At 66.3% G+C, this 11,674-nt stretch carries 4 protein-coding genes; 1 reads left to right on the forward strand and 3 read right to left on the reverse strand.

Annotated features, from left to right (window positions below; all coding sequences use genetic code 11):
• Nucleotides 1–102: 102 nt before the first annotated feature.
• On the reverse strand, nucleotides 103–8,721 hold the full coding sequence (locus tag AAN986_RS15450) for an LPD38 domain-containing protein (RefSeq protein ID WP_349335349.1): 8,619 nt from the start codon (nucleotides 8,719–8,721) through the stop codon (nucleotides 103–105).
• 127 nt (nucleotides 8,722–8,848) lie between these two features.
• Between AAN986_RS15450 and AAN986_RS15455 the strand changes: the two genes are divergently transcribed.
• The gene (locus AAN986_RS15455; RefSeq protein ID WP_349335350.1) at nucleotides 8,849–9,073 is read left to right on the forward strand and encodes a hypothetical protein; all 225 of its coding nucleotides are present in this window, start codon (nucleotides 8,849–8,851) and stop codon (nucleotides 9,071–9,073) included.
• 1 nt (nucleotide 9,074) lies between these two features.
• Here the strand turns inward: AAN986_RS15455 and AAN986_RS15460 are convergent, their stop codons facing one another.
• Both AAN986_RS15460 and AAN986_RS15465 read right to left on the reverse strand, forming a co-directional pair.
• Nucleotides 9,075–10,598 (reverse strand): hypothetical protein, encoded by a 1,524-nt coding sequence (locus AAN986_RS15460; RefSeq protein WP_349335351.1) that lies wholly within the window; start codon nucleotides 10,596–10,598, stop codon nucleotides 9,075–9,077.
• Complete coding sequence (locus AAN986_RS15465) at nucleotides 10,598–11,626, reverse strand: tail fiber domain-containing protein (RefSeq protein WP_349335352.1); 1,029 nt, start codon at nucleotides 11,624–11,626, stop codon at nucleotides 10,598–10,600. The genes AAN986_RS15460 and AAN986_RS15465 overlap by 1 nt, the downstream gene beginning before the upstream one ends.
• Nucleotides 11,627–11,674: the final 48 nt, after the last annotated feature.

Raw genomic sequence — 11,674 nt, forward strand, 5'->3', positions numbered from 1 at the left:
CATGCTACCGGTTCCCAGGACTACTGCTGGTTTTCATGCCACCTCTGAGCGACCGTTTCAGATCGGTAGCAGTTGCGCGCCAGCCGCACCCTGACCAAATCATCAGTGCTGCGGATAACGACCAAGCACGTCCTCGACGCCCTGATTCAGCTGTCGCATTGACAACTCAATCTCCAGATTGATGGCCTTGACCTGCTCGCGCTTGTCAGGAACCTCTCCAGCTTGCACCGTCCGGCGGAACTTGCGGAGGTCAGAGATCTTCTTGTCCAGCGCTTTGGCTGCATCATGGGCCCTGGCCAGAGGCACGTCAGCCAGTACCGCATCAGCATCCTCGCCACGCTGAACGCGGGCCTTGAACTCGTTCTCGCTGGCGTTGATTCGCTTGAGGTTCTCGTAATAGGCGTTGCTCTGGCCGTTGGCGCCGCGCGTGTTCCCATAGAGCCGCCCTGCCAGAACAATCTGATGCGGCGCCAGTTCCTCACCAGTGAAGACGGAAGTGGTCATGGCCACGGCCTTGTTCACCTCGCGGCCCACGCCGCCAGTAATCTGTTCCACCAAGTATTCGATGGCCTCTGGCGTTGGGCTGACAAAGCCGGGCCGCCATTCGTTGCCGCCCGTCGCGGCATTGGCAAGGGTAGCCAACCAGCGGTAGGGCTTCGCCGTCGAATCTTTCACACGGCTCGCGCCCGGCGTCGGGTCGTTTGAATTCCGGTCCTCTCGGTAGATCTCCCGGCCGGTCCAGTCCTTGTTGCGAACCAGGGCCAGCGCGGGGTCAAACCAGGTGGGCGATGCCATCTGCCCCAGATCCGCAGACCCACCCAGCGGGTTGTAGGCATCGAGGGCCAGTACAGCCATGTCCAGGACGTGGCCCATTCGGCTCTTGGTCGGGTCGTCGTGCACGGCCATCTCCACGATGGTGCGGCCGATGTTGGGGAACACATGGAAGCCCAGAGGCAGAGGGATGGCCACATAGTCCTGGCGTCCCAGCGGGATGATGATCGCCCGCTCCTTCACAAACTCGGGGATCTTCTTCCATTCGTCGTCAGCACCATCGCCGCCGCCCATCATCAAATACCCCGCCATGGCCGAAACCATGCCCAGGGCCACGCCACCCATCATGATCTTGCGCCCGGCAGGTCCCGCCAGCGTCTCCAGCATGCGCTTGTTGCCCTGGATCGCCGCATTCAGGAACGCAAAATGCGCCCCCACCACGGAGGTGTTGCGGCCCTTGCGGTTGAAGTTCACCGTGATGTTCTTGGCGATACTCGCGGCCTCGTGGCGGCTGATGCCCTGGTCCAGGGCAGCCTTGTAGACGCCAAGGCGCGTTGTGGCTTCCAGAGTTTCATTAAAGTCCGACAGCCAAGCCAGCAGCGCGCGACCGCCGGCGACAACCGATGTGCCCTTGCCAGCCTGGTCCAGCGCCTTCTGCAGTGCCTTGGCACGGTCCTTGGGATCGGCATGCAGATCGCGGTAGCCTGTCGTGCCGCCATCGAGCTGCAGTTGCTCCCACAGCTGCGCCCATTGGCCGGTAGGTGCGCCCTCTTCCTTGCGCTCGCGGCGCAGCTCCTTGTAGATGGCGCGCGTGTTTCGCCGGATGTTGCGGAACACCTCGGCTTGCTTCCCGGCCAGTGGCGTGGTGGACAGCTGCAACATGGCTCCCTGCAGGTCGCGCGCCAGGTTCATGACACCGAACACAGGGTTGTACTGGGTGTTGACCGAGGAGAACCACCGCGTGATCCAGGCTGCAATCCGAGTGAAGCGGTCCAGTTCCATGGCGTCCAGGTTCTTCATGGCTATGGCGAGGCGCACGGCCTTCTCGTTGCGCTCGTTGAAGACGATGTACCGATCCTTGCCGCCAATGCGCACCGTCACCACGTTGTCGCGCGCCTTGGCGCCCTGATCCACCATGGTCTTGACCAGGCCCGTATCCGGTTCCAGCGCCTTCTTCTTGGGCAGTTCCAGACTCCAAAGCTCTTTGTCAGGGTTCTGAGCGGCCAGCAGGTACATGCGCTTGACCACGTTGTTCTTTTCGCCGCGCGTCAGCGCCGCCTCTCGCTGCATGACGATGTGGCTCAGGATGTTGGTCACGCGCTCGTTCGAACCCGTGCGCCTCTTAGATGCATCTCCCTTGGTGCTGAAACCCTGGCCGATGGGGTGGGCCTTGCTGTCAGGGTGGGCTTCGTCGCGGTGCAGCGGCACATAGTGCTGGTAGGTCTTGCGCCAGGCCGACAGCGTGGCCTGATCCATGAGCCCGTAGCTCTCCAGGGTCTTCAGGGTGCCGTCGTTGATGCGGTCCACGCGCGCGGCCAGCTCGTCCAGCACCTGGCGCTGCTCGGGGCTGTAGCCGTCCATGATCGCCTTGGCCTCGGCATCGCTCATGCCAGACAGGGACAGGCGTTCCTCCTCGGTGCCGGCGAAGGCCTCCGCGCCGTTCCAGCGGTCCTGGTCGATGAGGGCCTGGCCCAGCGCCTTCTGCACCGGGCCGGTGGCCATGCCCCGGGCCTGAGCGCGCTGCAGCTGGCGGCGCAGATCTTCCACGGTCTTCGCGGCCGCATCGCGCTGGGCCTGCAGCTGCTGGGCGCCAGGGTTGCGCTCGGCCATGACACGGTTGGCCTCGGGCGCGTGGCGGGCGTGCAGAAAGCGCTCCAGCGCCTCGATGGCCACCTTGGCCTCATTCATGCGCTTGAGCAGTGGTCGCACCTCATCGCGCAAGAAGTTGCCGGCGCGCTTGGCCACACGCTTGTGGTACAGCTCCTCGCCCCGGTAGGCGTCGTTCGTCTCGCTGACAGTGCCGTTCAGGGCCTTGATGTGTTCCTGGATGCGCTTGAGATCGATGAACTTGTCCTGCCAGGAATACAGTAAGTCATCAATGGAGCGATAGCCAGTGAGGTCGGCCACCTTGTCCTGCAAACGCCCCAGGCGGCCCTTGGACTGCGCTGGAGTGGCAGCGCCGGAGGCGGCGCCGCGGCTATAGAAAACTCGGCGGCTGCGGCTAGAGTCGGTTAGAACTTGTGCGTGCCGCTCAGCAAACTCTCCCAGTAGGGAGCCTCGCTGCCTTCGATCTCCTTGGTCCTGGCCGCCCGCTCGGCGTAGAAGGGCACGCCAGACAGCCGCTCGCGCAACTGTTCGCCAGCCAGCTTCCGCTTCTGCTGGTCCGCTTCTATCCATGCCACGGCTTGCTCGGAGGGATTGTCCAACCAGGACAGCCAGTCGCTGTCTTGATAGTTGATCTCCGGTGCTGGCACGTCGGAAAGTACCGTGGTCTGCGTCATATTCGATCTGGTTGGAGGTTGGGAAAGCATTATCCGTGGCTGCCACACTCGCTGCAATCATGCGCTCCACATTCCCCACGTCATCCCCATAGACCCAGCGCAGGCCTGGCACGCCGTGACCGCCGCGCACTTGGTCGGGGTGCGGCGCCAAGTGGCGCGTGGTGCCGAACTTCAAGGCGCTGGACAGCATCTGCTCCAGCCGGCGACGCAGCGCGGTCTTGCTCAGCCCGTGAGGATCGCCGATGAAAATGCTGTCCGTGTTGTGCGCGAAGGTGGCGGCGATGCTGTACGCCATGGCACCCGAGTCCCCACGGGACAACTTGGACACGTCCAGCCACACGTCCGTGGTCGGAGGCACATCCTCCGGGTTCTCGCCAGGCCTGCCGGCCACGGCCTCCATGCCCTCGGCGGTATAGAGCATGTCGTAGACCTGCTCGCCGCCATACGGGTTCGGTTGGCGCACCGACAGAATGGCCTTCTTGCCGCCCGACATGGTGAGCGTGTACTCCTGGCGCCCGGCGATGCTGACCGGCTTGCTGACGCGGATCTCGGGGTCATGCTCGTGAGCGATGGCAGCCAAGTCCGTCTCCTGCGACCTGGGAAAGGTGAACAGGTCATCCAGCTCGGACAGCTCCTGCAGCGCGCGGCGGCCCGCGCCGCTGTCCAGGCTGAACGCAGGCTTTGCCGCCGGCGCCGAGGCGGCAGCCAAAGCGCCACGCTCCACCCAGCGGCGCGCCGGCAGGATGAAGTCGCGGATGATCTCAGCGTCCGTCATGGCGCCGCCGCGCAGCGCGGGCACATGGGCACGCAGCCAGGCGCGGATGGCGGCGACGGCGCGGCGGACAAAGCCGAGCTGCGGCTGTGTCTCGGCCATCTCTGCCAGCACCTCCTCGGCCGCGTAGCGCCGGCCCACCAGGTCGTCCAGCTCGCCATACTCCTGCAGCTTGGCGCGCACCTCGCGGGGGCGAGCCACGATGATCTGGTCCAGCACCGCATCCAGCTTCTCGCCGAAGGCGCCGCGCAGGCCGTGGTGGCCCAGCGCCTCGTGGTACAGCACGCGGGCCGCTTCCTCGGGCGTGGTCAGCTGGCTTGCCACCAGATAGACCTCGCCATCGAAGTAGAAGCCCTTGGGCACGCCCTCCGCACCCTCGGCCGCCTGCAGTCGCTCCGTGTCGCGCGCCTCCTGGGGCACACGCGGGTCCTGCAGGTCGAACACCACGTTGATGCGCGGCGCATTGGCCCAGGCCTGGCGCACTTCGTCCACGACCTTCTGCGCGCGCGCCACGGGAGCCGGCTGTGAACCGCGCACGCCCGCCGGCGCCGCGCCACCAGCGATGCGCAGCAGTTCCTGCGCCAAGTCGGCCGTCATGGTGGGCGCCACGGAACTCTCCGCGCGCTTGAAAGGCACGCCCGCCAGCTGCTCAGCCCCTTCCTCAAAGCGGGACAGCTCGCTGCGCGTGACGGACAAATCATCCTCGGGATACCAGTAGATGTTCACCTTGTGAGCCTGGTTGCCGGTTTTTCCGCCGCCCACATGCGCAAACCCGCGATAGCCCATGTCCTCCAGGTTGTAGCGAATGCCATCGAAGCGCTCCTGCAGCTCATCCGCACTCACGCCTTCGTAGCGAGACTCGGCGCGCGCCTCATCGAACAGCTGAGCGAGCGTGGTGATGCGCTCACCCGTCTCCGTGTTCTCGTCGCGGGCCAGGTCGTCCAGGACGCGCTTGGCCATCGACTGCACCTCAGGCTCCATCGGAGCATTCATGTCATACAGACGGACAGGGGAGTGCTCGGCAATCTCGTACAGCGTGGGCTCACCGCCCTGCCCTTTGCGGGTGTAACCGGCGGCGATGTCGGCGGCGTCTGTGGTGTAGAAGCCCTGTCCGTAAATGTTGAGGACGTTGCCGCGGTAGACGCCATCGTTGGTAGGACCTCCTTCGGGCAGCGGGCGGCTGGTGCCATGCAGGCGCACGCCCGTACCGCGCGTGTCACGCAGCTTGGGCCGCTGGCTCGCTGCAGGTGCTGCAGCAGTGTCTGGCCGCGCTGGCCCGGTGGAAGCCGGTTTGTCGAAAACTCCCTGCTGGCCGCTCAGCGCATTCTGCGCGTCCTGGCCCAGCTGGAAGTGCTCGGCACTGGCAGCCTGGCGCTCGGCCACTTCATTGCGCTCGCGCTCGGCCCGCGCCTGGGCTTCGGCCTGGGCATCCTCGCGTGCACGGCGCTGCTCGGCCTCTTGCTGCTGGGCCTGCTGGGCCTGGATTTCTTCGGGGGTGTAGCTGGAAAGCTCCAGCGCGGGCGCTACGGCGCCGCTGTCGGCGTCGGCTTCTTGCCCTGGGCGTTCTGCGCGATCTCCAGCAGCTGCTCGCCCTGCTCCGTCTGGCTCTTGTCGCCGTGCTTCTGGCCCTGCTGCAGCAGCACGCTCCCCAGCAGCATCGCTGCCAGGGGGTTCTCGGCTGCCTTGCGGGGCTGGGGCTTGCTGGGATTCGGTGCTTGTGTCATTGGTCTGTTGTCGCTGTGGGACGGGTTGGCCGCTCAGTGCGGCAAGGATCGCGGCAGGGCCAACCTGCTCGCCGAACATATCACCGCTGGCCGATGTCGCCAAGGCTGCGCCCATGTATGCGCGCAGGGACTCCACCAGGCGGTCGCGGCCCACGGGCCGGGTCAGGTAGTGGCCGCTGTACAGCAGGCGCAGCATGCCCACCGTCAGAGCATCGGGCACGTCGCCCGTCAGCATGTCCACCTGCTGGACGGCGTCATGCAGGGCCGCGCGCTCGCGCCGGGCCTTCTGCACAAGGCGGATGGCCTGCAGCAGGTTCTCGGTCACGTCCACCTCGGCATTGATGGCGCCGCGCTCGGCTGCCAGGCGCAGGTTGGCCCACTCGCCGGCCACGGCCTTGAGGGATTCGCCGATGGCGCGGATGTCGTTGTCGGTGGAACCGAACAGCGATTCCACAAGGTCGCCGTCGCCGTAGGCCTTGTGCACGAGGGCGGCCTGCAGGCGGGTGACGCCGGCCGGCGAGAGCGCGCCGCTGGCATCCACCATGCCGGCCACGTCCTGGCCCTGCTCCTGCAGCTTGCCGATGAAGGCGCGGGCAAAGTCCCGGTTCGCGGCACTGTTCAGGGCGCCGCTGTCGAACACCTCCAGCACGCCGCCGTCCACCAAGGCCGCGTCGGTGGCGGCCTGCTCCGTGGCGGACAGGCCCAGGGCCTGGCTTTGGCTCTTGGCGCCCATGTTGACCTGGTTGTCCTTCTCCGAATACAGGCGCACCAGCACCGGGGCCTGCATGCCAGCAATGGCGGCCGGATCGATGCCGTGCATGTCGCTGTCGGCGGCCAGCTCCTGCCGGTAGGCGTCGGCTGTGCCGCGCTCGTAGGCAGCGCGCAGGCTTGCAGTGCGGCCGTTGTTCAGGGCCTTGACCGTGCCCGGGTGCCCTGCGTCGAACAGCGGATTGACGGCGCCGTCCGCGAAGTTGGACGGCTGCACGTCGGCTGCCTCCATCACCGCATACCGGAACGGCACGCGCTGACCGTCGCTCATCACGGCCACGTCGGCCCGGCCCAGCGCCTGCGCGGCGTCGGCCTGGTCGCCCACGGCGAACACCATGGGTGCGCCAGATTCGGGGCTGCGCGAGACGCCCAGCCGCAGGTAGTCCGGGTTCTGGGCCATGCCCTGCATCTGCACCACGCTGGCCGGCCGGCTGCGGTCGCGGTTCTGGATCTCCTGCACAGGCGCGCCGGCGGCGCCAGTGCCTTCGGGGTTGGTGCCGGCGCGGCGCGTCTTCACGGCAGCCCATTCGTGCTGCAGCTGGTCCCAGATGGGCGTGCCCCGGCGCAGGGTGGCCACCTTCTCGCCGCGCTCGTGCACGAACTGGGGCCAGGTCTTGGACCGCACTGCACCAGGATCAAACGCCGGGGCCTGTTCGGCCGCAGCAGCTTCGGCGGCCACGGCGTGGGGCTCATCGCCCAGGGCTTCCAGCTCGGCCTCGCGCGCAGCATCCTGCTCCAGGCGCTGGGCCAGTGCTGCACGCTCCTCCTGCTGCACCGGGTTCAGGCCCGTGGTGCTGTCGATCACCTCCAGCTCGGCCAGGCGCGTGGCAGCCGTGGTGCTGTCCATGGATTCGGGCGTGCCATCGGGCTGCTGCACGCGTTGCTGTTCCGTCTGAGGCGCGGCCGGCGCCGCGACAGGCGCCGAGGCCTGGGCGTCCTGCACAGGCGCAGCTGCAGCGCCGTCGCGCTGGCCAGCACCTGCGGTCGTGGCCACGTCCGTGACCGTGTTGCCTTCGGCATCCTTGTAGGTCACGTCGATGACCGTGCTGCGCCCGCCGGCATCCGCCTTGGCGCCCCGATCCTTCACGCCGGCCACCACGCCCCGGGCAGCACCTGGTGCAGATCCGCCCAGCGCGCCAAGCACGAAGTTGGCGGCCGAGTCCTCGCCGATTTCCTTGCCGCTGGCCACACTCTTGGTGCCCAGGTCCGAGGCCACGCCTTCCGCCAGCTCCTGCGTGCCCTCCTCCAGCGCCGAGATGCCCGCGCCGGCCGCCGTCTTGCCGAGCACCGAGCGGCCGGCCACGCGGGCCAGCAGAGGGTCGAGCCCACCCGTCACCAGCTTGCCGGTGAAGCGGTCGCCGAACGTGGCCACCGCGCCCTGCAGCAGCGCCGAGGCGTCCTCGGCCTTGGCGCTTGTGATGCGCCGCGCCTCGTCGGGCGCCGCGCCGGCATCGATCATGCGGCGGTACAGGGGGCTGGTGTCCAGCAGCTGCTCGTGCGACTGCTTGGCGATGAACTCCCGCGCGTTCTCCACGCCCTCGCCCGCTGCCATGGCCCCGCCCACGACGCCGGCCGCGCCCGGGCTGCGCGTGGCCAGCGCCGTGGCCACCACGGGGAACATGCTGCCGAACACGTCTGCGCCCTGCATCAGGAAGCCGCGCACAGACGGGTCTTTGCCGAAGTCGATCTCGCCCTTGAGCAGATTGCCCGTGATCTGGGAGTTGGCCACCGCATCCTGCGTGGCCTGGCTGGTCGTGTCGTTGATGGCCTTCTGCGCATCGCGGCCGGCGCGGGCCAGCGTCTCGGCGCCCGGCAGGCGCACGCCCACGGCCGCGCGCTCGGCCTGCAGCTCGCGCCGATCGCGCTGCTGCTGCGTCATCGGGCCGTTGATTGCCTCGTCTGTGTCAATGCCTGGGAGGAAAGCGCCCCCGGGCATGACCGTGGCGGGGTCGCCGCCGGCGCCGCTGCGCACCGTGGCGCGAATGCCCGACTGGGCAGCCTCGGGCACGGCAGCCACGCCAGAGAGTGCGGCGCCGCCCGCACGCTTGAACACGTCAGTGACAGCATCGGCCACATAGCCCCCGATGCCCTGCGGCTTGGTCGCGGCCTTCGCGGGCGCCTCTACTTCATCGAACTGGTCGAAGGGGTTGGGTTCGTCAAACTGATCAAACGGGTTTCCAGCCATGCATTGCTCCTATGAGCTTCGCAGGCTGGCAGGCTTGGCACGCACACAGAGTCGTCGGCGAAAGTGGCCGCACCACCCCTTACACTCGCGGCCGGCCAGATGATTGGCCTTTTAAAGATGACCGGATATGACCAAGAAGACCATGTACCTCATTGCCGCAGCGGCTCTATTTTTCGCTTGGCTATTCAGATTCGAGATCGTTGCAGCAGGCAGCGGAGAAACCTCCCCGATGGCTTATCGACTTGACCGTTGGACTGGATCGGTAATGCTTGCTGTGCCCAGCGGAACCGTGAAACTTGAGGAGCTTTCACTGCCACCCGCCAATCCTTTCGATCAATTCGACAAGAAATGATTTACCTTAAATAGTTAGCCGCCGCCCCTCGGCCATACTTCGCGTCGAATTGCTCGGCCATTTTTGGATTGGATTTCAACATTTGCACGGCGGCGCTTGGGACTTTCGAGAATCTTTCCCGCTTCACGTCAGCAGCGTTGAACTTCACCAGCCCTTCGTCCACGTCCCGGATGTTGGGGTTGTCGGCCATGAACTCCCGGAAACGCTGTTCCTTGACCATGTCGCGCTTCACGGTGTCCTTGTCACCCGGGAATCGGCCGGGGATGGTTTCCCCAAATGCTTTCTGCACCTTCACCGGGTCATAGTCGTACTTGGCCTTGGCGTTATCAGCCCCGGGGGTCTGCATGATGCCCGCGCGCACCGCCCGGATCTGGGTGTCCGAAATGCTGGGGTTTGACTCGCGCGCCATGGCCTCGCGTACATCCCGCAGCTCGCGCTTGTCGTTCAGCCGCTCGCGGCGGTCCTCCATGGCAATGCCGTGCGATGCGGCAGCACGGGCATCCGCGCCGGCTGCGATGCGGCTGGCCTGGTCTGCACGGCCGTCCGCCTTGAGCTGCAGCTGCCGCTGGAAGTTGTCGTGGTTCAGCTTGTAGATCGCGCCCGGGTCCACAGTGGAGCGAAGCATGGCGTCGGCTTGCTCGGCGGTGGTGCGCACGGGCTCCAAAGGCTTGCCATCGACACCGGCCATGTTCATGACGATCCCGCCGTCCTTGCCGCGCTCGATCCCCGTGACCTTGGAGGCCCCACCCAAGCCGTACCTGTTCAGGTACTCCATGGCGGGGGCGTAATTGCCCGAGGCGAATGCCGCGACGGCCGGGCCCAGCGCCTGCTTGCGCTCTTCGGTTTCGAGCTGGGCCTTGGAGTAGCTGGTGGCCAGAGCCTTTTGCGCGGCCTCGTTGGCCTCTTTCGCATAGCCGGCCTGGTGCAGCATGAAGGCGCGCTTTTCCTGGTTGCCGAGGAAGTCCGAGAAGGTGGGCTTGCGGCGCTGTCCGTCCGCCCCCATCAGGCCCGTCTCGAATTCTTCGCCCAGCTGCTTATCCAATGCCTCGATTCCGTCGTCGCGCGCCCATGCCTTTTCCGAGCGCGCCTGCTCCTTCCCCTTGAAGACACGGTCCTCTACCTGCCCGCGTATCTTCATGCCGGCCTCGGGATCATGCTTGGCAATGGCGTCTGCCACGGACATGGAGCGCATCCGATCAATTTCAGCCTTGTTGGCTTCTGCGCCGCCTGTGAGTTGCTTGCCCATGAAGTTCGTGGTCAGACCCTGCATGGCCAGTGTCTTGGCGTCACCAGCCTCATTGCTTGCGACATAGGCATTCTTGGCCTGGTCGAAGTCGATCTTGTAGCCCTGCGCGGCCAGCCCCTCCAGTTCCTTGCCCTGCTCCTCTGTGTAGGCCTGGGACTCCGTGGGCTTTGCATTCACGGCATTGGCCACCTCAATATCTCGTCCCACTTTGGCCGTGGTGTCATAGGCCGCATTGAAGTTGTTGAAAAAATCGGCAATAGGAGAACGTCCACGGCGCATTACTTGACCTCTTTGAATTCAATACCGAGCGCGTCGTAGTCCACGCGCATGAAGCCCGACTCGTCCAACAGAACCGCATCGGGAAACCGCTCCTGCACCTCGTCGGCCATGACACCAACGTAGCGCCGCCCAGGTTCGGCCGTATAGGCGAATTCGTAGAGCGGCAGGCCTGTGCGCTCATCGACGCCGATGCGCTGCACATCGGCTTTGAGGCGCCGGTCTGAGAACACCCCGAGCTTGGCCAGCCCTGCAGCCGCGCCGCCCAGCCCGCCCAGCAGCCCGCCCACCGACTCGTTCGATTGCATGTTGGCCTGGTGGTTGGCCTGGGCGCCCCACATGCTGGTGGCGTTGCTTCCCATCTGGCCGGCCATGCCACCAGCCTGCCCGTAGCCCGAGTTCAGCCCCGCCAATCCGTTGTTCGCCGCCATCTGGGCCGCTGTGCCGAAACCCGCGCCCTGCCCCGTGGTCTGCATGCCCATGGCCGGGTAGCCGGCCAATGCGGTTTGTGCGCGGTCGGTGAGCGCCCTGCCCTCGGCACGCGCCGCCGTGCGGGCCGAGTTCTTGCCGGTGGCCATGGCCAGGGCTTCGCCAGCTGCGAGCGCGTTGGAGGCGGCGCCATATTTGCCGTCCGCAGGGTTGATGCCCATGCGCGCCATTTCCGCGTTCTGGGTGCGCTTGGAGCTTTCGTAGGCCTGGGAGACATCGGCGGCCGCCTGGCCGGCCAGCTCTTCGCGCTTGGCCTCCGTGTCGAAGGTGCGCGCATCCTCGACCATCTTGTCCTGCAGGCCCGTCAACTGGTCACGGCGCCCCAGCGCATATTCGCGGTCTTCCTGCGACTGCTCCCAGGCCTGCCGCTGGGTGTCCAGTGCGAACTGCGTCTGCTCTTTCTGCAGCGGCGCCATCTCATCCGACTGGCTCAGGATCTTCTGAATGGCAGCGTCCTGGATGCCCATGGACTTGACCTGTGCCTCGACCAGGCGCGGGTCGGGCGCGGGCGCGCTGCTGCCCTTTCCTCCCTCCAGTGTCATGCGGCCACCAGGTCGTGGGCAGAAGGCCCATTCGGGCAGAAGATCAAA

Origin of the sequence: Delftia sp. DS1230 (genome assembly GCF_040112715.1) — a bacterium.
GTDB classification, from domain to species: Bacteria; Pseudomonadota; Gammaproteobacteria; order Burkholderiales; family Burkholderiaceae_C; genus Comamonas; species Comamonas tsuruhatensis.

Coding starts and splice junctions, on each gene's coding strand:
- AAN986_RS15455 (WP_349335350.1), top strand. CDS start 8,849: ATGACCAAGAAGACCATGTACCTCATTGCCGCAGCGGCTCTATTTTTC.
- AAN986_RS15450 (WP_349335349.1), bottom strand. CDS start 8,721: ATGGCTGGAAACCCGTTTGATCAGTTTGACGAACCCAACCCCTTCGAC.
- AAN986_RS15460 (WP_349335351.1), bottom strand. CDS start 10,598: ATGCGCCGTGGACGTTCTCCTATTGCCGATTTTTTCAACAACTTCAAT.
- AAN986_RS15465 (WP_349335352.1), bottom strand. CDS start 11,626: ATGACACTGGAGGGAGGAAAGGGCAGCAGCGCGCCCGCGCCCGACCCG.